The 21,200-nt window shown below is 61.7% G+C and carries 22 protein-coding genes; 10 read left to right on the top strand and 12 right to left on the bottom strand.

The features are described from left to right. Positions 1-4: 4 nt before the first annotated feature. From fghA to M1D97_RS05950, 3 genes are all read right to left on the bottom strand, one after another. The gene (gene fghA, locus M1D97_RS05960; protein ID WP_456269814.1) at positions 5-859 is read right to left on the bottom strand and encodes an S-formylglutathione hydrolase; all 855 of its coding nucleotides are present in this window, start codon (positions 857-859) and stop codon (positions 5-7) included. Positions 860-1,214: 355 nt separating this feature from the next. Then, complete coding sequence (locus M1D97_RS05955; protein WP_456269813.1) at positions 1,215-1,961, bottom strand: Crp/Fnr family transcriptional regulator; 747 nt, start codon at positions 1,959-1,961, stop codon at positions 1,215-1,217. 299 nt (positions 1,962-2,260) lie between these two features. Then, on the bottom strand, positions 2,261-4,123 hold the full coding sequence (locus tag M1D97_RS05950) for a putative bifunctional diguanylate cyclase/phosphodiesterase (protein ID WP_456269812.1): 1,863 nt from the start codon (positions 4,121-4,123) through the stop codon (positions 2,261-2,263). Positions 4,124-4,465: 342 nt separating this feature from the next. On the opposite strand from M1D97_RS05950, the gene M1D97_RS05945 reads away from it, so the two are divergent. Then, a complete protein-coding gene (locus M1D97_RS05945) occupies positions 4,466-5,221 on the top strand; it encodes a 2OG-Fe dioxygenase family protein (protein WP_456269811.1) in 756 nt (251 codons plus the stop codon). An 89-nt stretch (positions 5,222-5,310) separates the two neighbouring features. On the opposite strand, the gene M1D97_RS05940 is transcribed toward M1D97_RS05945, so the two are convergent. After that, positions 5,311-5,910 carry a DNA-3-methyladenine glycosylase I gene (locus M1D97_RS05940; RefSeq protein ID WP_456269810.1) on the bottom strand — a complete coding sequence of 200 codons (600 nt, stop codon included), beginning with the start codon at positions 5,908-5,910 and terminating at the stop codon, positions 5,311-5,313. Between the two features lie 131 nt (positions 5,911-6,041). Here M1D97_RS05940 and M1D97_RS05935 point away from each other — a divergent pair, with 131 nt between their 5' ends. Then, entirely contained in the window at positions 6,042-6,542 is a 501-nt protein-coding gene (locus M1D97_RS05935) for a DUF421 domain-containing protein (protein ID WP_456269809.1), read from the top strand. A 112-nt stretch (positions 6,543-6,654) separates the two neighbouring features. Then, positions 6,655-7,266: a transglutaminase-like cysteine peptidase gene (locus tag M1D97_RS05930; protein WP_456269808.1), complete on the top strand. Its 612-nt coding sequence runs from the start codon at positions 6,655-6,657 to the stop codon at positions 7,264-7,266. Between the two features lie 6 nt (positions 7,267-7,272). Here the strand turns inward: M1D97_RS05930 and M1D97_RS05925 are convergent, their stop codons facing one another. Continuing rightward, positions 7,273-7,872: an HNH endonuclease gene (locus M1D97_RS05925; protein WP_456269807.1), complete on the bottom strand. Its 600-nt coding sequence runs from the start codon at positions 7,870-7,872 to the stop codon at positions 7,273-7,275. 196 nt (positions 7,873-8,068) lie between these two features. On the opposite strand from M1D97_RS05925, the gene M1D97_RS05920 reads away from it, so the two are divergent. From M1D97_RS05920 to M1D97_RS05910, 3 genes are read left to right on the top strand one after another with little or no spacing between them, the layout of a single operon-like run. Continuing rightward, positions 8,069-8,596 (top strand): helix-turn-helix domain-containing protein, encoded by a 528-nt coding sequence (locus tag M1D97_RS05920; RefSeq protein ID WP_456269806.1) that lies wholly within the window; start codon positions 8,069-8,071, stop codon positions 8,594-8,596. Next, positions 8,593-9,294: an AzlC family ABC transporter permease gene (locus M1D97_RS05915; RefSeq protein ID WP_456269805.1), complete on the top strand. Its 702-nt coding sequence runs from the start codon at positions 8,593-8,595 to the stop codon at positions 9,292-9,294. The genes M1D97_RS05920 and M1D97_RS05915 overlap by 4 nt, the downstream gene beginning before the upstream one ends. Continuing rightward, complete coding sequence (locus M1D97_RS05910) at positions 9,291-9,629, top strand: AzlD domain-containing protein (RefSeq protein WP_456269804.1); 339 nt, start codon at positions 9,291-9,293, stop codon at positions 9,627-9,629. Before M1D97_RS05915 ends, M1D97_RS05910 begins: the two co-directional genes overlap by 4 nt. Positions 9,630-9,655: 26 nt before the next feature. Here the strand turns inward: M1D97_RS05910 and M1D97_RS05905 are convergent, their stop codons facing one another. Then, on the bottom strand, positions 9,656-11,044 hold the full coding sequence (locus M1D97_RS05905; protein ID WP_456269803.1) for an L-serine ammonia-lyase: 1,389 nt from the start codon (positions 11,042-11,044) through the stop codon (positions 9,656-9,658). 180 nt (positions 11,045-11,224) lie between these two features. Here M1D97_RS05905 and M1D97_RS05900 point away from each other — a divergent pair, with 180 nt between their 5' ends. Then, entirely contained in the window at positions 11,225-12,145 is a 921-nt protein-coding gene (locus tag M1D97_RS05900; protein ID WP_456269802.1) for a LysR substrate-binding domain-containing protein, read from the top strand. Between the two features lie 79 nt (positions 12,146-12,224). Here M1D97_RS05900 and rpoD read toward each other — a convergent pair whose 3' ends face one another. The 3 genes from rpoD to rpsU form a co-directional block, all read right to left on the bottom strand. Next, complete coding sequence (rpoD, locus tag M1D97_RS05895; RefSeq protein ID WP_456269801.1) at positions 12,225-14,090, bottom strand: RNA polymerase sigma factor RpoD; 1,866 nt, start codon at positions 14,088-14,090, stop codon at positions 12,225-12,227. Positions 14,091-14,306: 216 nt separating this feature from the next. Further along, positions 14,307-16,154, bottom strand: coding sequence for a DNA primase (gene dnaG, locus M1D97_RS05890; protein ID WP_456269800.1), 1,848 nt, complete (start codon positions 16,152-16,154; stop codon positions 14,307-14,309). Between the two features lie 232 nt (positions 16,155-16,386). After that, positions 16,387-16,602, bottom strand: coding sequence for a 30S ribosomal protein S21 (gene rpsU, locus M1D97_RS05885; RefSeq protein ID WP_086622362.1), 216 nt, complete (start codon positions 16,600-16,602; stop codon positions 16,387-16,389). 296 nt (positions 16,603-16,898) lie between these two features. Between rpsU and tsaD the strand changes: the two genes are divergently transcribed. Genes tsaD through folK form a run of 3 tightly spaced genes read left to right on the top strand, consistent with a single transcriptional unit; the run spans position 16,899 to position 18,887 of the window. Further along, the gene (gene tsaD / locus M1D97_RS05880) at positions 16,899-17,939 is read left to right on the top strand and encodes a tRNA (adenosine(37)-N6)-threonylcarbamoyltransferase complex transferase subunit TsaD (RefSeq protein ID WP_456269799.1); all 1,041 of its coding nucleotides are present in this window, start codon (positions 16,899-16,901) and stop codon (positions 17,937-17,939) included. A 29-nt stretch (positions 17,940-17,968) separates the two neighbouring features. Continuing rightward, positions 17,969-18,328, top strand: a complete 360-nt coding sequence (gene folB / locus M1D97_RS05875; protein WP_456269798.1) for a dihydroneopterin aldolase — start codon at positions 17,969-17,971, stop codon at positions 18,326-18,328. 1 nt (position 18,329) lies between these two features. Beyond that, positions 18,330-18,887, top strand: coding sequence for a 2-amino-4-hydroxy-6-hydroxymethyldihydropteridine diphosphokinase (folK, locus tag M1D97_RS05870; protein ID WP_456269797.1), 558 nt, complete (start codon positions 18,330-18,332; stop codon positions 18,885-18,887). Here folK and M1D97_RS05865 read toward each other — a convergent pair. The 3 genes from M1D97_RS05865 to M1D97_RS05855 are packed head-to-tail and all read right to left on the bottom strand — an operon-like array spanning position 18,859 to position 21,169. Continuing rightward, positions 18,859-19,971, bottom strand: coding sequence for a polynucleotide adenylyltransferase (locus M1D97_RS05865; protein ID WP_456269796.1), 1,113 nt, complete (start codon positions 19,969-19,971; stop codon positions 18,859-18,861). The two genes, folK and M1D97_RS05865, sit on opposite strands and share 29 nt — an antisense overlap. Continuing rightward, positions 19,968-20,309, bottom strand: a complete 342-nt coding sequence (gene glpE / locus M1D97_RS05860; RefSeq protein WP_456269795.1) for a thiosulfate sulfurtransferase GlpE — start codon at positions 20,307-20,309, stop codon at positions 19,968-19,970. Before glpE ends, M1D97_RS05865 begins: the two co-directional genes overlap by 4 nt. Before the next feature lie 41 nt (positions 20,310-20,350). Continuing rightward, entirely contained in the window at positions 20,351-21,169 is an 819-nt protein-coding gene (locus M1D97_RS05855) for a symmetrical bis(5'-nucleosyl)-tetraphosphatase (RefSeq protein WP_456269794.1), read from the bottom strand. Between the last annotated feature and the right edge of the window lie 31 nt (positions 21,170-21,200).

Here is a 21,200-nt window from a genome sequence, read left to right as displayed (position 1 = left end):
ACGGCTACGCCTGATCGGCAAAAAGATGATGGGCGTGATATTCAAGGTGATCATCAATGAAGCTGGCCACGAAAAAATAGCTGTGATCATAGCCTTCATGACGGCGCAGCTTCAGAGAAACCCCCTGGATATGACACGCCTTTTCCAGATGGTCGGGCTTGAGCTGCTCGGTCAAGAACTGATCCTCCTCCCCCTGATCCACCAGCATTGGCTGTTTGGAAGCCCCGGCCATCACCAGCTCGCAGGCGTCCCAATTGGACCATTCGGCACGGTCGTCACCCAGATAATGGCTGAAGGCCTTTTCGCCCCAGGGGCAGTCCATCGGATTCACGACGGGTGAAAAGGCCGACACGCTGGCATAGCGACCGGGCTGTTTCAGAGCGCAGACCAGTGCCCCATGACCGCCCATGGAGTGGCCACTGATGGCTTCACGCTCGCTGACGGGAAAATGGTCACGCACCAGTGACGGCAGCTCGTCCGTCACATAGTCATACATGTGATAGTGCTGATTCCAGGGCTCTCTGGTGGCATTGAGATAAAAGCCGGCGCCCGAACCGAAGTCGTAGCTGTCATGCTCGCCCGGTAGATCGGTGCCCCGCGGGCTGGTATCCGGACAGACGATGGCAATCCCCAGACTGGCAGCCATTTTCTGGGCGCCGGCCTTTTGCATGAAGTTTTCATCGGTGCAGGTCAGCCCGGAGAGCCACCACAGCACCGGCACGCGGCCTTCTTCTGCCTGAGGGGGTAAAAAGATGCCAAAGGTCATGTCGCAATCAAGCACCTGCGAGCGATGGCTGAAGCGCTTGACCCAGCCACCATGGCTTCGGGTGGCGCTCAACTGTTCGATGGACGGCGTCATGGTTGTCTCCACTGTGGGTGTATCACGGGCGCATCAAGTACTTTCAATCCCGGTCAACGACAGCCTGCCAGGCCTGGCGATGTCGGGCAATGGCTACCGCCGGGACTCCGGCATCACTCTGTCGCCGCAGTATAGTGAGCCACGCCCGTCAGAGACAGCAACCGGATACATCAGGCACCCATGACAATGGAGACAATCGACAGGCAGCCTTGCCGGACAGGCCGGTTCGTGGTGACGCAATAAGGGAGTAGCCGCGATATGGCGGCAGCAGGCAGGTATCGAGTCAACCGGCCGGAGGGCCTGTCAGGCTCGAGACAGGGCGGCGACGGTTGCCGCCCCGGCCATGAATGTGGCGTTAACGCCGCCCCGAACCATGATGACTCTTTTCAGAGCGCTTGAGCAGCTCATCGACGCTGTTACTGAGATAGACATCCGAAAAATTGGCCACATCATAGAAGGCATCCAGATCGGGAATGTCGATCCGATTGCGCTCGCGGTACAGCAGCCCTTCTTCACGAAGCTCGGAGAAGGTACGACTGACATGCACGGCTGATAACCCCAGAACATCCGCCAGCACCTGCTGCGATAGCGGCAGGTTGAATCGATGCGTAATGTTCGGGCAGGTCCTGCTCAAACGCAGATGCATTTCACAGATAAAATGGGCCACCTTTTCGCGCGCGGTGCGCCGACCCATGTTGACCAGCCGCTCTGCCATGATGGCCTGCTGCTGGCCTGCCAGCGAAAACAGCACCGTGGTCAGCTGTGTCGATGTTGCAAAAATGTCTGTCAGATTCTTGAGTGGAAAACGACAGATCACCCCTTCTGTCAGCATGGCGACCGACGTCAGATGACGCCGGGGCGAAAAGTCGCTCAGCCCGACAATGTCCCCCGGTAAAAAGATATTCAGTATCTGCCGGGTGCCGTCGTCCATCGACCGATAGGAACAGGCCCATCCCTCACTGAGGACACAGAGGGTGTCAGCGGGGTGGTTCTCCTCCCAGAGCATCTGGGCATTTGACACGGTCTGAGGCGTCTTTTCCAGCGCTGCCAGAAGTTCGGCTTCTGTTTCGTCAAGCGCACAATAATGTTTGAAGTTACGCACCAGGCAGCGATCCCTGTCCAACTTGGCATGCACCCCTGAATCGCGTTGAGAAGCCATCCAGTATTATAGTAAGAATTGATGCATTACCGTCCAAAGATAGCCACTATTGTTGGACGAATCGGCTCGGAATGCCGCTAACCTGGATTATCCAAAAAGAAAAAAATCAACCATTTAGAGGAGCGGGAGGCCCGATCCCCCGGCGGTGTTCATTGGCCGGAGCGATCCGTGCAGAGGTCTAACAGGCATGATGGATCGTTGCTATCAATCCTTGATCCTGTTGATTGCCTGCCCGGACATGATCACTTTTTCGAAGAGAGGTCTCGACGGCCCTGGAACAGGGGCTGCGTTTCCAGTAGCGGCGTAATACGCTCGGCTCGCATGGAGCGGAAGTAATAAAAGCCCTGGATCAGATCCACATTGAGCTCATGAACAAGCTCGAGCTGCTCGCTGGTCTCCACGCCCTCCGCGATAACCTCAAGACCCAACCGATGACCGATAAAGACAATCCCCGCCAGGATGGCACGATCCTGCAGATTCTCGGGGGCATCCACCACGAAGGTACGATCTATCTTGAGCGACGTCACGGGGAACTGCTTGAGATAGGCCAGCGATGAGTACCCGGTCCCGAAGTCATCGATGGCGATTTTCATGCCGCGATGGTAAAGCGTCTGCAGATAGGCTTTTACCGTGTCATCGGCCTGTACCAGCACGTTTTCGGTAATCTCGATGCCGATATCGCGCATGGAGAGCTGATGGCGCTGTATGGCCTTTTCCAGCTTCTCCAGCATCGCGGTGGAGCGCAGATGCTCGCCCGAGAGATTGATATCCACGCGATAGCCCTGCAGCCCCTGCGCCTTCCAGCGGGCCTGCTGAGCGCACAGTGTCTCGATGGACCAGCTGCCCAGACGCTCCATCAGCCCGAAACGCTCGGCCAGCGGAATGAACTCTGCCGGCGAGATCATGCCCCCCCCGGTCGGGAACCACCGCAGCAATGCCTCCATACTTTCGATACGGCCGCTGCGGGCGATCTGGGGCTGAAAGTGCAGCGCCAGTTCGTTCTGATCGATGGCATTTTCCAGCCGCTTGAGCAGCTCATGCTGATAGATCAGGTCACGATGAAATTCGTGACTGAAGATCTGGAACCGGCTCTCACCGGGCATTCTGGCCCGGTTTCTTGCCACGTTGGCCGCATAGACCAGCGACTGGGCATCCTCGCCGTTGTCGGGATAGAGGCTGATGCCCTGGCTGACCGTTATTCGATGAGACTTGCCGGCCAGCGTAAAAGGCAGCTCGAACATGCTGTTGATGCGGTCGATCAATTGCAGCGCATGACGTCTGGAATCCAGTTGCGTGCAGGCCATGATGAATTCGTCGTTGCCGAAACGGGCCAGCAGGTCCGAGGTATAGCAGTACTGCGACAGCCGCTCGGCCACCTGGGTCAGCAGGTGATTGCCCTGCTCATACCCCAGGGTGTCATTGATTTCGGAAAAGTTTTCGATATCGATGAAAAAGACTGCCAGCGGCGCCCTGTCACGCTGCTCATCCTCGAGCAGACGATTGAGCTCGGTAATGAAGGCCGCCCGATTGGGCAACAGCGTCAGCGGATCATAGCGTTGAATGAACTCCAGATCGCGATGCGCCTGCTTTTGTACCGAGAGATCGACATCCACGCAGAACATCAACGGGTTATCGGTGTGCTGCCCGAGCATGACGTGGTTGGAAAAAACTGCCACATGACGCCCTGACTTGTGCACCAGCTCTATCTCGCTGGCCGGAATTTCGACGCCTTCGTTGACCCAGTTCTGATGAGCGCGCACGACCGACTCACGCATGTGTGACGGAATAATCAGATTTTCAAACCGGCAGCCCATGACCTCATCGGGCATATAGCCATAAAGCTGGGTGCTGGCGGCGTTCCAGTAAATGACGCGCCGCTGGCGGTCGTAGCCCTGAACCGCTACACGCGGCAGGCTTTCAAGCAGTGCCCGGAAACGCTGTTCGCTGCGGTCATAGCGCAGGCGTTCATGGCTGCCCAGTCGATTGGCGGGGTGATGCAGCTGTTGATAGAGCTGGCGATTGCGCTGACGGCTCCGGTACCAGGCGAGCATGGCGACGACAAGCGCCCCTGCCAGAAGCAGGATCGCCAGATTATGCGCACTCATGAAAGGCGTAATGGCCAGCGCTGATATTAGACCCAGGGTGCAGAGGACGAAGCCATAGCGCGGGTACCTGTGAGAAATGCGCATCTCCGATTAATCCTGATCAGGCTGGGCAAAGGGTTGACTGGTCAAAAATGCTGGCATCTTTTGTCAGCATAACAGCTTACGCCATGTCACAAGGAATAATTCAGGCGTTACCAGTGTCGTGATCCCGTTTGTCGGTTCCCGCTATCGGGCGCCACATGATCATTCATCTGCTTCTGAAAGCCCATAACATTTGTCTGTCGAGTGTCGGCAAATGCCGACACCCGGCGTCAATCCTTATCCTTTCAGGAGTTTAAAAAGATGACCACTACCAACGTACAGACCTGGTGGCAGCACAACGTACACACCTCGCTTGCCGAGCATGACTGGTGCTTTACGCATGTGCGCAACCATATCGACCTGGACGCATGGCAGGCCTTCACCCGGAATATTCCCCGGGACCCCTACGTCGATCGCCGCTGGAAGCGCATGTCCTGGCTGGCGCTGGACGAACAGGGGCAGATGAAAAGCCTTGGTGAGTGCCCCATGGCACAGGGCGGTCAGTTCAATGACGCCGACAGCATGGCGGACAAGCTGCGCTGGTATCCGGCACTGGAGCAGGACTTTCTGGACCGCCCCGACGTACGCGCCTTCGTGGAGGCCTGGGCAGGCCTCTGGGGGCTGGGCGCCAATGAGCCGATTTTGATGCAGATCACCGGTGTCAGGGGCTCGGGCGAACTGGATCCGCTGCAGGGCCAGGGCATTCATGCCGACGGCTGCCGCTATCTGAGCATCATGGTGCTGGACCGTCACAACGTCAGCGGCGCGGAAAGCGTGCTCTATGCTGATCGGGCGGGCCAGGAACTGCTGGCCGAGCAGGTCATGGAACCCGGGGATGTGCTGCACCTGCGTGATGACCGTCTCTTCCACGGTGCCAATCCGCTGCGCCAGGAAGACCACGGCCAGCCCTATGAGCGATTCATCATCATCATCAACTCAAGCTTCGTGGATGGCTTCCAGAACCGCATGCTGCGTCGCTATTTCCCCGAAGCGGTCATTCATGAACATATCGCCTGATCCGTCGGGTGACACCGTTCTTTCAATGATGCATTTTCAACCCTAAAAGGAGCCGCCGGCCGACGCATGTCGGCCGGCATCCTGCCCCTTCATGACGGCGGTGCCATGGCGGTCTCTCCCATCGCCGCCACGACCCGACGCCGGTGGCAGTCGGGCGCATGATCGTTGACCATCCCTGTCGCCTGCATCCAGGCATGGACAATGGTCGGCCCGGCGAATTTAAAGCCCCTTGCCCCGAGCGCCTTCGAAAAGGCAGCAGACAGTGGCGTATGCGCCGGTACGGGCGGCACATTCTGAATCGGGCGGTGCCCCACCATTGACCAGCAGAACGTCGCGAATTCCTCCCCCTGGGCCTGCATGCGCAGAAAGGCCCGGGCGTTGGTGATGGCCGCCTCGATCCTGGCCCGCGAGCGAATAATGTCGGCATTGCCGAGCAGCCGCGCGATATCGCACTCGTTGAAACGGGCGACCCGCTCGGGGTCGAATCCCTCAAAGGCGTCGCGAAAGGCATCCCGCTTTTTCAACACGGTCAGCCATGACAGCCCCGCCTGAAAACCATCGAGAACCAGCTTTTCCCACAGCGCCCGTCCGTCAGGTTCCGGCACGCCCCATTCATGATCGTGATAGTGCGCCAGCAGCGCCTGCCGCCGGGCCCACTGACAGCGTATCGGTGCGGTCTGATCGGTCATGCCATGTCTCCGGTGCCATCACACGGATTTTTGCCACGCCACGGCCAGGTTGTCGTGAGCGCCTGACATCAGGGGGCTTGTGCACCTACCCTGAAGACTTGTTTTCCTTTCCCTCTTAAAAGGTACAGCTCATGACCCCCATCATGCACACGATCGTGGTCGGCATCCTTAGCTATCTGACCCTGATCATCGTTCTGCGCGTTTCCGGCAAGCGCACCCTGTCAAAATGGAACGCCTTTGATTTCGTCACCACCATCGCCCTGGGGTCCATTCTGGCGACGGCGCTGACCTCCACACAGGTCTCCTTCGCCCAGAGCGTGACCGCCTTTATCGTCATCGTGGCCCTGCAGTTTGCGATCACCTTTACCTCGGTGCGCTCCCGCGGGGTGCTCAAGCTGATCAAGTCTCAGCCCACGCTGCTGCTGTTCAAGGGCCAGTACTGTGATGACGCCATGCAGCGCGAACGCGTGGTGAAGGCAGAAATCCTGGCAGCCGTGCGTGAAAGGGGCATGGCGGATATCGAGCAGGTGCATGCGGTCGTGCTGGAAACCGATGGCGCCTTCAGTGTCATCGGCAGTGCCGGCGAGCATGACTCGGCGCTGGCAGGCGTCGAGGGCGTGTCGAGCCGATAAGCATGAAATGGCCCCTTCCGGGGGGCCTGATCCGGCCATGACCTGCCCGCAGCGGGCGTTATCATGAGGCTTACCGTACTTTCGACCGCCTCATGACCTTCGGTAGCCGCCCATGACTGCCCGCCACATGCTTGCCACCATCCTGATGATCTGCTGTCCGGCAGCCCCTCTGAAAGCGCTGGCGCACACCTTTACCTGGTGGGACGACACTCGCGAAAAAGCCATCACCCAGTCGAGAGCCGAACTGGTCAGGGAAACACGTCAGCGTGACGCACTGGCGCAGCTGCGCTACGTCAACCGGGTAGTCAACAACGCGGCACGTCAGCAGGAAGAAGCGGCGGACATCTGGAAGGGATTCGATCGTTTGACGCGCGATGGCCATGGCGACTGCGAAGACTTCGCCATCGCCAAGTACCAGATCCTGCGCAGCGCCGGCATGCCGGCACACCGGCTCGATTTTCTGGCTGCCAGGGACGCGTTGACCCCCACCTATCATGCCGTTTTGCGCTACCGGATGGATGACGGCAGTCATCTGATTCTCGACAACCTGACGCCGCTGATTCTGTCTCAGACGCAGCGCACTGATCTTGCGCCCATTGTGGTCTTCGATGCGCAGCGCAGTGCGCTATGGAAGGACAATCGCTTCGTGGCGATAGCCCCCTCACGGATCATGCTGGGCGGCACGCCCCTGAGCGAGCGCATGGCGACTCTGATGAACTACTGAGCGCTGTCAGGCCGCCAGCGCTTCCGTGAGATAGGCGCGCAGGGACGCATTCTTGAACTGACATTTCAGATACCAGAGCTGTCTGGCGGTCATGGTTTTCGGGCGCATCATGTAGAGCACTTCTGCCATGGTAGGCACGAAGGGTTTCAGCAGTAGTGCCATGCCCGCCTCTTCCGGTGTGCGGTTGGCCTTGAGACTGTTGCAGCGCTGGCAGCAGGCCACGGCGTTGAGCATCGAGAGCTGACCGCCGCGCGAGCGTGGCAGGATATGATCAATCGTCAGGGCCTGGCGGGTGACCGTGACGCCGCAGTAGGCGCAGCACAGGCCCTCGCGATACTTGCACAGCACCCGATTGAAGCCGGTATGCTCAAACGCCAGCATGGCGTTAACGGGGGGGGACACGCCGATCACTTCGGGGATGTCGATAAAGGATTGCCGGCCGGTCAGCGAGCTGGTGCCGCCATGCAGGCGATAGGCGGCCTCACCATCCGACCAGACCACACCGCCTTCGCTGGCACGCGACATCAGCACCGCCGCTTCTTCAAGCGTCAACCAGTCAATCGGAATGCCGGAGGCATGAAGACGTAACACCATGGGTTGGCGCATAACACGAAACTCCCCACGAGTCGAGACGATAGCAACGATCCTACACCACTATGTCACTGGCGTGACAATTCCTTCAGCAATCTCCATTCATCCGGATCGGAGCCGCTTTTCGGATACGCGCCTCAACAGGTCGGGTTGACAGCGCCATGTTCCATATATAGAACGTTTTATATATGGAACAACGGACGCCGGCATCATGAACGACGAGGCATTAAAGCGACTGGGGCACCGTGTTGCCACCCTGCGCCAGCTCAGGGCGTGGTCCCTGACTTATCTGGCCGACCGGGCCGGCATTGCCAAATCGAGCCTGTCACGGCTCGAACAGGGCAAGGGCAACCCTACCCTGGAGACGCTCTGGCGTCTGGCACTGCAGCTGGAGATCCCCTTCAGTGCGCTGATCGCCGCCGCTCAGACCACGGTAACCGATGACGATATCTCGGTATCCCTGCTGGATCGCCATCATGAGGGTCGCCCCGTGGACATCTATCTGATGACGCTTTCACCGAAGGCCGTGCGCCGGGCCACGCCCCATGCCGGTGGCACCCGTGAGACGCTGCAGGTCATCGCCGGCAGTTTGCAGGCCGGCGCAGAAAACGCCCCGGTGACGCTTGAAACGCAAGCGGTATATCAGTTTTCGGCGGATCAGCCCCACATCTACAGCGCCGGTTGCCAGGGCGCCAGGGTGCTGGTGACCATCTTCTATCCCGTCGAGGAGACAGCATGACCGCTTCGGCCTGGCGAATGGGTGTGCGTGACGCCCTGCCCCTGCTGAGCGGCTACCTGCCGGTGGCCCTCTCCTTCGGGCTGGTTGCCGGTCAGGCCGGCTTCAGTGCCTTCGAGGCCACGGCGCTGTCGCTTTTGATCTACGCCGGTGCCTCGCAGTTTCTGTTCGTGGGCATGATTGCAGGCGGCGCCCCGCTGTGGCTGACGGTGGCCCTGACGCTTTTGATCAATGCCCGCCACATCGTGTATTCCGCCTCGCTCGCGCCCTGGCTGTCCGAGAGCCGTCGCTGGCCATGGCTGATGCACGGCCTGACGGATCAGGTCTTTGCCCTGGCCCACTACCGATTGCCGCTGATGGAGGAGAAGGACCGCATGGGCTGGTACACCGGGGCGGCCCTGCTGGCATGGATGGGCTGGGGCGGCGGCACGCTGGCGGGCAGCCTTGCCGGCGAGCAGCTGATCACACAGTGGCCGCTTCTGGCCGATGCGCTCTCCTTTGCCCTGCCGGCCCTGTTTCTGGTGCTGCTGGCGCCGCGATGTACATCCGTGCGCTGGGCCATGGCGCTGCTGGCAAGCACCCTGGCCGCGCTGGTGCTCGCCCTGCTGGACATGACCAGTGTGGCAATACCGCTGGCGGCCGGTCTCGGGGCGCTGTGTTTTTACCTTTCCCCCGATACCGCGAACGGGAGGTCATCATGACCCATGCCATCTGGCTGGCCGCCGGGGCCACGGCCCTCGGGACGCTATTGATCCGGATGCTGCCGCTTTACTGGATGCAGCGACGGCTGCGCCGTGTCTCCGCTGCCGACAGGGCAATGGCCATGCCGGCATGGCCGGTGGTACTGGCGCCGCTGTTGATTGCTGCCCTGATGGGTGTCTCGCTGCTGCCTCAGCCTGACAGTGCCGTGACATGGGGCGCCACGGTGGCGGGAAGTGTCGCCACGCTCGCCCTGTGGTACAGGACACGAACGCTCGGACTGCCGGTGGCGGCCGGGGTGGCCGCCTATGCGCTGGTGCTTGCCGGCGGGTCATGACGTCGTCGTCATGACCCGCCCGGGGCTCAACACTCGATGGCGTTGACGGCCAGGCCGTAGTTGACGGCCAGACCGCCCAGCGAGGTTTCCTTGTACTTGCTCTGCATGTCGCGACCGGTTTCGCGCATGGTCCGAATGACGTGATCCAGCGAGATGAAGTGGGTGCCATCACCGTTGAGGGCAAACTGCGCCGCATTGATGGCCTTGACCGCTGCGATGGCGTTGCGCTCGATGCACGGCACCTGCACCAGACCGCCCACCGGATCACAGGTCAGTCCCAGATTGTGCTCAAGGCCGATCTCGGCGGCGTTCTCCACCTGTTCGGGCGTGCCGCCCATGACCTGACACAGACCGGCAGCCGCCATGGCGCAGGCCGAGCCGACCTCGCCCTGGCAGCCGACTTCGGCGCCCGAGATCGAAGCGTTTTTCTTGCACAGGATGCCGATGGCGCCTGCCGTCAGCAAAAAGTCCACCACGCCACGCTCGCAGGCGGTCTCCTCGAACTTCATCCAGTAGCCCAGCACGGCCGGAATGATGCCGGCAGCGCCGTTGGTCGGTGCGGTCACCATGCGCCCGCCGGCAGCGTTCTCCTCATTCACTGCCAGCGCAAACAGGTTGACCCAGTCCATCGCCGAGAAGGTGGTCGCGATCAGGTTCTGTTCGGCGCGCTCCAGCCGGGCCAGAAGCCCCGCGGCGCGGCGCTTGACCTGCAACCCGCCGGGCAGGACGCCGTTCTGCTCGAGCCCCTTGGTGATACAGGCCTGCATGGCCTGCCAGATGTTGAAGAGCTCCTGACGGACCTCCTCCTCACTGCGCCAGGAGAGCTCGTTGGCCATCATGACCTGCGCAATACTCATGTTTTCGCGATTGCAGATCTCGAGCAGCTGCTCGGCGCTGTCAAAATCAAACGGCAGCGCGACGCCGGGCGCCGTATCGGCGCTCTCTTCATCGGCGGCATTGATGACAAAACCACCACCGACCGAATACCAGGTCTGGGTCACGTTGCTGCCATCCCTGAGCGTGGCCACCAGCGTCATGGCATTGGGGTGTCGCGGCAGCGGGTCGTTGGACCAGTAGAAATCCCGCTCCCAGAGAAACGGCACGCTGACTCGCCCGCCCAGCCGCAGCACCTGCGACTCCAGCAGCTCATCGATGGCGGGAGGAATGATGTCCGGATCGATCGTGGCCGGCAGCTCTCCCATCAGCCCCATGATGACCGCGCGGTCGGTACCGTGACCGACACCGGTGGCCGACAGCGAGCCATGAAGATGAATCTCGATGCCGGTCACGCGTGACGTATCCTGCCGGCTGTCCAGCGCGTCCAGAAAGAATCTGGCCGCACGCATGGGGCCTACCGTATGAGAACTGGAGGGGCCGATGCCGATATTAAACAATTCGAAGACGCTGATAGGCATGCTGTCACCTCATGATCGGTGTAAGGAGCGCTAAACCGTCACTGGCCTTGAGCGCGATGGGATCAGCATGTATTGCATGGAAGCGCCTTTCAAAGCATAAATAGGCAACCAGGGTTTAGTCTGGCTAAACCGTCACCCATATTGCCCGACTGCCGGGCCATCGCTGACGCCGAGTCTTCAATGCCTTCAGCCACGACTTCCATGCATGCCGGTCTGCATGTCTTTGCCTGTGCGGCACGCAATCTTTCCTTTACCCGGGCAGCGGGTGAACTCAACGTCACGACCGGCGCCGTGAGCCAGCAGATTCGCATGCTCGAGGAGCGACTCGGCTTTCGGCTCTTTCACCGCCATCCTCGCCGACTCTCGCTGACGGCCGAGGGAGAGCGGCTGGCCGAAGCGGTCCTGAGCGCCCACGGTCGTATCGACCAGGAACTCAAGCGCCTCTCCCGCGGCCTGATGAGTGGCGAGCTGATACTGCGCTGCGTGCCCTCCTTTCTGACCCGCTGGCTGATGCCCCGGCTGCCACGCCTGCAGGCACAGCTGCCGGCGCTGGACATCTATCTATACGCTGAAGACAGCGACCGCGACCTGACCGAAGAAAACTTCGATCTGGCGATCGATCTGGGGGATGGCCACTACCCCGGCATGGCGTCCACCCCGCTGATGGAAGAGGTCATTTTTCCGGTCTGCGCACCGGCGCTGTTCAGCCATCGCCCGGCGCTGAACCATCCCGACCGGCTGACACACTATCCGCTATTGCATGACGTGACGGCGTGGCGTGGCAGCAGCCCGCACGGCGAGTGGCATCACTACCTGTCGGCCATCGGCGCCGATACCGATGGCATCCAGCGCGGCTACAGCTTCAACCGCCACGATCTCACCATGGAGGCCGCCCGTGCCGGCATGGGCATCGCCATCGCGCGTCAGACGCTGCTGCGCGACGAGCTCAGCAGCGGCGAGCTGGTGGCGCCTTTGACACAGCGGGTCAACACCGGGCGTCACTATGCCATCGTGCATGCCTTCGGCGCGCTGGATGACCCCCGCATTCGTGCCGTTCACGACTGGATCTGTGCCGAGGCCAGACGTGCGCCGCTTCCCTGAGCACCGGGGCTGTTATTGACGGATACAAAAACGCCCGCTCCAAAAGGGAGCGGGCGTGAGTGCAGGCCACGACGGTTGTTTATTCGTCGATAAAGGAGCGCAGCGACTCGGAGCGTGACGGATGACGCAGCTTGCGCAGCGCCTTGGCCTCGATCTGGCGGATGCGCTCGCGGGTCACATCGAACTGCTTGCCCACTTCCTCAAGGGTGTGGTCGGTATTCATGTCGATGCCGAAACGCATGCGCAGCACCTTGGCCTCGCGCGCCGTCAGACCGCCCAGCACGTTGCGCGTGGCCTCGATCAGGCCTTCGCCGGTGGCCGAGTCGATCGGTGACACCATGGTGGAGTCCTCGATGAAATCGCCCAGATGCGAGTCGTCGTCGTCGCCGATGGGCGTCTCCATCGAGATCGGCTCCTTGGCGATCTTGAGCACCTTGCGCACCTTGTCTTCCGGCATCTCGAGACGCTCGCCCAGCTCTTCCGGCGTCGGCTCACGGCCCATCTCCTGAAGCATCTGGCGCGAGACGCGGTTGAGCTTGTTGATCGTCTCGATCATGTGGACCGGAATACGGATGGTGCGTGCCTGATCGGCGATCGAGCGCGTGATCGCCTGGCGAATCCACCAGGTGGCATAGGTCGAGAACTTGTAGCCACGGCGATACTCGAACTTGTCGACCGCCTTCATCAGACCGATGTTGCCCTCCTGAATCAGATCCAGGAACTGCAGGCCGCGGTTGGTGTACTTCTTGGCGATCGAGATAACCAGTCGCAGGTTGGCCTCGACCATTTCCTTCTTGGCACGACGCGCCTTGGCCTCGCCGATCGACAGGCGGCGATTGATGTCCTTGAGCTCGGAGACCGGCAGCATGGCCAGCTCTTCCTCAAAGGCGATCTTGCGCTGTGCCCGCTCGATGTCGCCGCGCAGCGGCTCGACGTTGCCGGCATACTTGCCGTTGCGCTCGATGAAGTCATCGATCCAGGTCGTATCGGATTCACGTCCCGGGAAGGAGGCGATAAACGTCTTGCGGGGCACCTTGCCGCGCTTGACGCACAGCTGCATGATCGTCTTTTCCTGCTCGCGGATCTGGCCGACGCTCAGGCGCAGCTGGCCGACAAGGCGTTCAAAGTGGCGCGGCACCAGCTTGATCGGCGAGAACAGCTCTGCCAGACGCGCCTGCTCGGTGCGGGCCTCGGAAGAGGTCAGACCGTGCGCTTCGATGGCTGTCTTGGCCTTCTCGTTCTGCTCGCGGATCTGTTCGAAGCGAACGCGGGCCAGCTCGGGGTCCGGGCCGCCCTCGGAGGCCGTATCATCCTCGTCGTCGCTCTCCTCCTCGCTGTCGCTGTCGTCGTCGCTGTCACCGTCGACGGCGTCATCGGCGACAATCTCGGGCATCGGCTCTTCGACCTCGGCCACGCCCGGCACCCCTTCATCGGGATCGATAAAGCCGGAAAACAGATCCGACAGACGCCCCGGGGCCTCTTCGTCCTGAGTGGCATCGTAGGCTTCAAGAATCGAGTCGACAGCGCCCGGCAGGCTTGCCAGCGCCGCCATGACCTCGCGGGTCCCCTCCTCGATACGCTTGGCGATCTCGATCTCGCCTTCACGCGTGAGAAGCTCCACGGTGCCCATTTCACGCATGTACATGCGTACCGGATCAGTGGTGCGGCCAACGTCACTTTCCACGGCCGCCAGCGCTGCGACAGCTTCTTCGGCGGCCGATTCGTCAGCAGACTGATCCGACATCATCAGCGTGTCTTCATCGGGCGCCTCTTCAACGACATTGATGCCCATGTCGTTGATCATGCCGATGATGTCTTCTACCTGATCGGGATCTGCAATATCCTCAGGCAGATGGTCGTTGACCTCGGCGTAGGTAAGAAACCCCTGTTCCTTGCCTCGCGCGATCAACTCCTTCAGACGTGACTGCGGTGTATTTCCAGCCATAGAAACCTATCTCGAAGAAGAGTGAAGCGCCTGGATCATGCCGAAAGGCATGCCAGGCAATCCAGTATAGACCAGCAGGGAACCGACAGCAGAAGGCTGACGCTTCTCACCAATCCTGTATGTTGATGCAGGCGCCACAAGCGATGCAGCGCCTATCGTTATATCCCCACTAAATAAGGGGGATAAACGCTTGTTTCAACCCCGCGACAGGGGCCGTCAGCGCTTGATCTCACAGATCAGCTGCCACAGCCGACCCGCCTCCTCACGCGTGAGCTTTTCGCCATTGCGCTCCCGGGCCTGCAGCGCTTCAAGCTCACGCTCCGGACTCAAGCGCTGACGCTGCTGCTCGAAATGCGCCACCAGCACTTCGACCTCCCGATGGCGCAACGGTCCGGGAATCAGCGGCTCCCGCTGCAGCAGGGCAAGCAGTCGGCTACCGTGGTGGCTGCCATGAAAATGCGCCAGCAGCACCTGCGAGGAGCGGTAGCCACCGGCGCGGATCAGCCTGACCACTTCTCCGAGGAGCCGGCCGTCCTCATCGTCGGGGCACCAGGCCTCCCCCTCGGGAAGCGCCTCGACCAGTGCCGGGGAATGCACTACCAGATGCAGGATTCGCCCACTCGTGCTCAGGGTAGTCCCGCCCTGCCGGCGATGCGATGCTGCCTGCGCCGTCGGCTTGCCCCGATATCCGGTTTCGCCCATCCGATCGGGCTGCTGCGATGGCTGCGACGAAGGCGCAGCGGCGTTTTTTCCGCCCTCGGAGAGCTCTTCCAGCGTGGCGCGTTCCAGCCCCGTACGCTCGCTGAGCTCGCGCATCAAAAGCGATTTCAAAAGCCCCTGCGGCAACCGTTTGATGCCTTCCAGCACGGCGCTGGCAAAGCGCTCGCGATCCTCGATGCGGCGCAGGTCACGCCCCTCGCCGGCATGATCGAACAGATACTCTGTCAGCGAACCGGCCCGCACGATGCGCTGTTCAAAGGCATCGCGCCCCTCCTGACGAATCAGCGAATCCGGGTCCTCGCCTTCCGGCAGAAACAGAAAGCGCGCCTGACGACCGTCGATCATCAGCGGCAGTACGGTATTCAGGGCGCGATGCGCGGCCTGCCGGCCGGCGGCGTCACCGTCGAAGCAGAACACCACCTCATCGACCAGGCGAAACAGGCGCCGCAGGTGCTCCTCCGTGGTGGCCGTGCCCAGCGTCGCCACGGCGTAATCGACCCCGTGCTGCGCCAGGGCCACCACATCCATGTAGCCTTCCACGATCAGCATGCGCTCGGGACGCTTCGACTGCTGCCGGGTCTCGTAAAGCCCGTAAAGCTCTCGCCCCTTGTGAAAGACCGGGGATTCGGGCGAGTTGAGGTACTTGGGCTTTTCATCCCCCAGCACCCGACCACCGAAACCGATGGTACGCCCCTTCCAGTCCCGAATGGGGAAGATGACCCGGTCGCGAAACCGGTCCCAGCTGCGCCCGGTTTCTTCCTTTCTGACCAGCAGGCCGTATTCGACCTGGACGTTTTCATCCACGCCCTTGTCACTCAGGTGACGCTTGAGCGCATCCCAGCCGGCAGGCGCGTACCCGATGGCATAACGGCTGACGATGTCGTCGCTCAGACCGCGACGCGACAGATACTCGTGGGCCTGATCGGCCGCCGGTGAAGCCAGCTGCTGCTGATAAAAGCGTGTCCCCAGCTCCAGCAGGTTGACGGCCTCTTCTTCACGCCTTGCCTGCACGCGCGCCTTTTGACGCTGTTCGTCGCTTTCTCCCTCACGCGGCACTTCCATGCCGATGCTACCCGCCAGCGCCTCGATCGCCTCGGGGAAGTTCAGACGATCGAACTCCATGATAAAGCGCAGCGCGTTGCCGCTCTCGCCACACCCGAAGCAGTGATAGAACTGCTTGTCGGCACTGACGGTAAAGGAAGGAGACTTTTCCTGATGAAAGGGACAAAGCGCTGAATGATTGCGCCCTGTCTTCTTGAGCTGTATACGAGCGCCAATGACATCGACGATATCCGTGCGCGCCAGTAGATCATCGATAAATCGTTGAGGGATTCTGCCGGCCATGATGTCCTGCACTACCTCAGGGGTCAGTGGTCACGCCTGCTACAACGTTGCCACCCCTTCTGGTTCGGAATGTCCGGTGTATCAGGTGCTCGTGTTGCCTTGTCGATGATGACACTGACGGCCGTGACAGTCGCGCCCCATCCTGCTTCATCACCATCCATAAAAACGAACGGCCGCCATTGGCGGCCGTTCGGCATCCCGCTGAAGCGTTGGGCATACGCTCAGGTACGGATCAATACAACCGCTCGAAGCGCTTGCGCTCACGCTGCAGCTTCTTGGCATGACGCTTGACAGCAGCTGCTGCCTTGCGCTTGCGCTCGGCCGTGGGCTTTTCGTAATTCTCACGACGACGTACTTCGGAAAGCACGCCAGCCTTTTCACAGGAGCGCTTGAAACGACGCAGAGCCACGTCGAACGGTTCGTTGTCACGTACTTTGACGGAAGGCATTAAGCAATCACCACCTTAGGAGATCAATGAGGTTTGAATGTGCTCAATGCCGTCGATGCGGCACTTGACCGGTCATGATCCGCTTGAACGGATCCACGGAAGACGCCGCGATCAGCGGCCAGAAGCACAGCCCGGTATTACAGGGACACGCATTATAAACGTCGCGCCTTCGGTTTGCAAAGCGCCTGACGCGAGAAGTACAAACGGGTAAACTTGCCTGCCTCGCCTGCCGCGGCCATCACCGCAGGCCGGGCGCCCATCTGGAATAGACGCCCTTACCGGAATCAGGACACATCATGCGCGTACTGGGGATCGAAACGTCCTGTGATGAAACGGGAATCGCCCTGTTTGACAGTGAGCACGGGCTTTTGGCCGATGCCCTGTTCAGCCAGATCGACATGCATATCGAACATGGCGGCGTGGTCCCGGAGCTTGCCTCGCGCGACCATGTGCGCCGCCTGCTGCCGCTTGTCGATCAGGTACTGGCACAGGCAGGTCTCGAGCATCGTGATGTCGATGCCATCGCCTATACCGCCGGCCCCGGGCTGGTCGGTGCGCTGATGGTCGGCGCCGCCACCGCGCATGGTCTGGCCTGGGCCTGGCAGGTGCCGGTGCTGGGCGTGCATCACATGGAAGGGCATCTGCTGGCGCCCATGCTGGAAGACGAGCGCCCGGAATTTCCCTTTGTCGCCCTGCTGGTATCCGGCGGGCATACCCAGCTGGTGGCCGTACACGCCCTGGGCCACTATGAGCTGCTGGGCGAGTCCGTGGATGACGCGGCCGGCGAGGCCTTTGACAAGGCTGCCCGCATGCTCTCGCTGCCCTATCCCGGCGGCCCGCATATTGCCCGCCTGGCCGAGCAGGGCAACCCCGACCGCTTTCGCTTTCCACGACCGATGACGGACCGCCCCGGTCTGGATTTCAGCTTCTCGGGTCTGAAAACCCATACGCTGACCACCATCAGGGCGCTGGAAGCCGAAGGCGCCCTGGATGATCAGACCCGCGCCGACGTGGCGCGCGCCTTCGAGGACGCCGTCGTCGATACCCTGGTCATCAAATGCCGCCGCGCGCTGGATCAGACCGGGCTCAAGCGGCTGGTGGTGGCCGGTGGCGTCAGTGCCAATCAGCGCCTGCGCCAGCGCCTTGACACCGCGCTGGAAAAAAGAGGCGCGCGCGCCTTTTATCCCAGAGGCAAATTCTGCACCGACAACGGTGCCATGATTGCCTATGTCGGTGCGCAGCGCCTGATGGCCGGCGAGCGCGATGAGCAGGCCATGCTGGCCACGCCACGCTGGCCGCTGGCCGAGCTGGCGCCCCCGGTGCAACCCCGGAACTGACCCCGACAACCCATGACAGGAGTGACGCCATGGACGTGGTACTGATCGAAGAGCTGGCGCTGGAAGCCGTGATCGGCGTATATGACTGGGAAAAGCACATCCATCAGCGCCTTTTGCTGACCCTGGAGCTGGGCTGCGACATTGCCCGGGCCGCAAAGGATGATGATTTGAGCGCGACGCTGGATTATGCCGCCATCAGCCAGCGCCTTCAGGCCTACTGCAACGAACACCGCTTCGAGCTGGTGGAAACCCTGGCCGAGCGTATCGCCGCCCTGCTTCGCGACGAGTTCGGCATCGCCTGGCTGCGACTGACGCTGAAAAAGCCCGGCGCCGTTGCAGATGCCGCCTTCGTGGGCGTGCGTATCGAACGCGGCGAGTATCGCGGCTGACATGGCGTTCGTACTGTTCAGCCTGGGCAGCAACACCCGGCGCCACCAGCGTATCGATGCCGCGCTTTCGGCCCTGCACGACGCCTTCGGAGAACTGCTGATCTCGCGGGTCTTTGAAAGCCATCCGGTGGGCTTTGACAGCCCGTGCAACTTCTATAACCTGGTGGTCGGCGCCTCGTGTTCCTGGTCGGTGGCCCGTCTCAAGCAGTGGTGCAAGACGGTCGAGCGCGATAACGGCCGCGACCACAGCGCACCGAAGTTCAGCTCCCGGGCGCTGGATATCGACATCCTGTGTGTCGATGATCTGACCGGCTGCATTGACGGGGTTGCCCTGCCGCGCGACGAGATCACCCGCAACGCCTTCGTGCTGCGCCCGCTGGCCGAAAGCTTCGGCGATTATCGCCACCCCGTCAGCCGGGCCCGCTATCGCGACCTGTGGCAAACCTTTGATGCCGACTCGCAGACGCTCTGGCCGGTCGCCTTCGAGTGGCAGGGCAAAGAGATTTCAGCGCCGGCGCCCCGGGAAGCCGTCACGCTGGCGCCAGTGCACGTTCGATAGCACGATGGCGCTCGGCGTCGATCATGCGACCCAGCTCTGCGCCCTGATACCCCTGTGCCATGAGCGATTGCGGTGACACCTGTCGCGCCCGGTCGAGAGCCCGTGCCAGCGCGGCCACCGGCATATCGAAGCCGGCAACGGCCAGCATGTCGAGCACCTCATCAAGGCGTGACTGGCGCCGCCAGGCGTCCATGGCCTGTGCCCAGGCCAGCACCTGGTCAGCATCGGGCGAGGATGACAGCAGCGCCCGGCTGCGCACGACCATCAGCGCCCGGTCGCGCCATTCGCCGGGCACCCGGTAGCGCTCGCACAGCGCGGTCAGCACCTTTTGGGACAGATCGGCGGTCAACAGCGCCCAGCGCGCCATGGGGGCTTCAACAGTCCGCATCCGCGACAGGCCGTATGTCAGCACCTCGTCCAGCGCCGGCATCAGAACCCCCAGCGCCCCGCACTGCTGTAACAGCTCGAAAAAGGCCGCCGGGTCCGGCTCGCCCAGCGTCCGCTCGATCTCCTGCCAGACCCGCTCCGCCACCAGATGGGCGACTTCCCCGTCTGCCACCATGGTGACCATCAGTGCCATCGTCTCATCGGCCACGGCAAACCCGCGCGGGCGAAAGCGGGCCAGAAAGCGAGCGGTGCGCAGGATACGCAGCGGGTCCTCGACAAAGGCATCCGACACATGACGCAGCGTGCCGGTGCAGCAGTCCTTGTGGCCTCCGAAAGGGTCCACTCTCTGGCCCGAGCTGTCCTGCGCCATGGCGTTGATGGTCAGATCGCGACGCGCCAGATCCTCCTCCAGCGTTACCTCGGGGGCCGCGTGGACCTCGAAGCCGGTATAACCGTGTCCGGACTTGCGCTCGGTGCGCGCCAGGGCGTACTCCTCGTGGGTCTCAGGATGCAGAAAGACCGGAAAGTCCCGCCCTACCGGACGAAACCCTCGCTGACGCATCTCTTCGCTGGTGGCCCCCACGATCACCCAGTCGCGGTCATCATGAGCAATCCCCAGCAGGTCATCGCGCACGGCACCGCCCACGCAGTAGACCTCCAGACCCTGCAGCGCCTCATCGAGCTCAAAGTGAATCACTGCGGCCCCGCCCCCTCGTCACGCACCACCTGCTCGGGATGATGGTGCTGCCAGTGGGTAAAGCCGCCATCGAGGCTGTAGACCTTCTCGTAGCCCTGCCCGACCAGCCAGGTCGCCGCCTGCTGACTGGAATGACCGTGGTAGCAGACCACCACCACGGTACGCTCCTGCGGTGTCTGCTCGACAAAATCGCCCACACTGGTGTTGTCCAGATGTCGGCTGCCCGGAATATGGCCCTGACTGAAACTGAGCGGGTCGCGAATATCCACCACCTCATGGGCGGTGTTGCTGTCCTGCCACTGTTTCAGGGTATCGTGATCGAGATGATGGAAGGACATGAGACCTCTTTTGAACGTGTGTATGACGTCGTGCCCGGCGCCTAGTCACGCGGATGCGCTGCCACCGTGACGACCTGATCGGTTTCCAGATTCATGGCCATCAGGGCACCGCCCCAGACACAGCCGGCGTCCAGGGATCGAACATTGGCCAGCGCCCCCGGTGCACGGCCTTCAAGCGCCGCCCAGTGGCCGAAGATCAGCCGCTCGGTGTCTCCCCGCTCAAAGCAGAACCAGGGCCTGAAGCCTTCGGGGGCGCTATCCAGCCCCTCCTTGGCACTGAAATCGAGGGTGCCATGCGCGTCGATAAAGCGCATCCGGGTAAACACGTTGATGATGGCACGCAGACGGTCGTTGCCGCGCAGCGTTGGGTCAAAACGCGCCGGCGTATTGCCATACATGTGCGGCAGAAAGTCGAAAAACTGTCGCGAGGAGAGCATCGCCTCACCCTCGCGGGCATACTGCCGGGCACGCTCGATGGACCACTGGGGCAGCAGACCGGCATGGGTCATGACGCACTGATGTGTCTGCGACTCGACCATCAGGGGCCGGCAGCGCAGCCACTCCAGCAGCATGTCGCGATCGGGCGCGTCGAGGATGTCGGCCAGCGTGTCCGAAGGTTTGAGGCGCGCCTGCCCGAAGGCAACCGCCAGCAGGTGCAGGTCATGATTGCCCAGCACGACGCTGGCATGCTCGCGCAGGGCATGGACCCGGCGCAGCGTTTGAAGCGACCGTGGGCCACGATTGATCAGATCACCGGTAATCCAGAGATGATCACGCCCGGGTACAAAATCGATGGCCTCGAGCAGCGCATCGAACTCATGGCCGCAGCCATGCAAATCACCGATGGCCCAGATCGTCATTGTCTACTCCGAAAACCGTTGAATAAAAACA

The organism is Kushneria sp. AK178 (genome assembly GCF_053903105.1).
This window is presented reverse-complemented; position numbering and strand designations above follow the sequence as displayed.

Coding starts and splice junctions, on each gene's coding strand:
- rpsU (WP_086622362.1), bottom strand. CDS start 16,602: ATGCCTTCCGTCAAAGTACGTGACAACGAACCGTTCGACGTGGCTCTG.
- M1D97_RS05930 (WP_456269808.1), top strand. CDS start 6,655: ATGACTGCCCGCCACATGCTTGCCACCATCCTGATGATCTGCTGTCCG.
- M1D97_RS05925 (WP_456269807.1), bottom strand. CDS start 7,872: ATGCGCCAACCCATGGTGTTACGTCTTCATGCCTCCGGCATTCCGATT.
- M1D97_RS05905 (WP_456269803.1), bottom strand. CDS start 11,044: ATGCCTATCAGCGTCTTCGAATTGTTTAATATCGGCATCGGCCCCTCC.
- M1D97_RS05910 (WP_456269804.1), top strand. CDS start 9,291: ATGACCCATGCCATCTGGCTGGCCGCCGGGGCCACGGCCCTCGGGACG.
- rpoD (WP_456269801.1), bottom strand. CDS start 14,090: ATGGCTGGAAATACACCGCAGTCACGTCTGAAGGAGTTGATCGCGCGA.
- folB (WP_456269798.1), top strand. CDS start 17,969: ATGGACGTGGTACTGATCGAAGAGCTGGCGCTGGAAGCCGTGATCGGC.
- M1D97_RS05945 (WP_456269811.1), top strand. CDS start 4,466: ATGACCACTACCAACGTACAGACCTGGTGGCAGCACAACGTACACACC.
- tsaD (WP_456269799.1), top strand. CDS start 16,899: ATGCGCGTACTGGGGATCGAAACGTCCTGTGATGAAACGGGAATCGCC.
- M1D97_RS05920 (WP_456269806.1), top strand. CDS start 8,069: ATGAACGACGAGGCATTAAAGCGACTGGGGCACCGTGTTGCCACCCTG.
- M1D97_RS05915 (WP_456269805.1), top strand. CDS start 8,593: ATGACCGCTTCGGCCTGGCGAATGGGTGTGCGTGACGCCCTGCCCCTG.
- M1D97_RS05855 (WP_456269794.1), bottom strand. CDS start 21,169: ATGACGATCTGGGCCATCGGTGATTTGCATGGCTGCGGCCATGAGTTC.
- M1D97_RS05935 (WP_456269809.1), top strand. CDS start 6,042: ATGACCCCCATCATGCACACGATCGTGGTCGGCATCCTTAGCTATCTG.
- folK (WP_456269797.1), top strand. CDS start 18,330: ATGGCGTTCGTACTGTTCAGCCTGGGCAGCAACACCCGGCGCCACCAG.
- M1D97_RS05940 (WP_456269810.1), bottom strand. CDS start 5,910: ATGACCGATCAGACCGCACCGATACGCTGTCAGTGGGCCCGGCGGCAG.
- M1D97_RS05900 (WP_456269802.1), top strand. CDS start 11,225: ATGCCTTCAGCCACGACTTCCATGCATGCCGGTCTGCATGTCTTTGCC.
- M1D97_RS05950 (WP_456269812.1), bottom strand. CDS start 4,123: ATGAGTGCGCATAATCTGGCGATCCTGCTTCTGGCAGGGGCGCTTGTC.
- dnaG (WP_456269800.1), bottom strand. CDS start 16,154: ATGGCCGGCAGAATCCCTCAACGATTTATCGATGATCTACTGGCGCGC.
- glpE (WP_456269795.1), bottom strand. CDS start 20,309: ATGTCCTTCCATCATCTCGATCACGATACCCTGAAACAGTGGCAGGAC.
- fghA (WP_456269814.1), bottom strand. CDS start 859: ATGACGCCGTCCATCGAACAGTTGAGCGCCACCCGAAGCCATGGTGGC.